1 protein-coding gene is annotated in these 235 nt (G+C 61.7%); it reads left to right on the top strand.

The features are described 5' to 3' along the window. On the top strand, positions 1-235 hold a 235-nt coding region (locus KVT32_RS31605), incomplete at both ends, for a hypothetical protein (protein ID WP_217619584.1).

Below are 235 nucleotides of genomic sequence, written 5' to 3'. Positions count from 1 at the left end.
AATTTGACGAGCCGTTCGTCAACCTGCTGACCCAGGGCATGGTGCTGAACGAGACCTATTATCGCGAAGACGCATCCGGCAAGAAGACCTGGTTCAACCCGGCCGACGTCGAGCTGGTGTTCGACGACAAGGGCCGCCCGCAGAGCGCGACCCTGAAGAGCGACGGCCAGCCGGACGACATCGGCGGCACCGAGAAGATGTCGAAGTCGAAGAACAACGGCATCGATCCGCAGGC

This window comes from Achromobacter sp. GbtcB20 (genome assembly GCF_019091095.1).
Lineage (GTDB): Bacteria > Pseudomonadota > Gammaproteobacteria > Burkholderiales > Burkholderiaceae_B > Achromobacter > Achromobacter mucicolens.
This window is presented reverse-complemented; position numbering and strand designations above follow the sequence as displayed.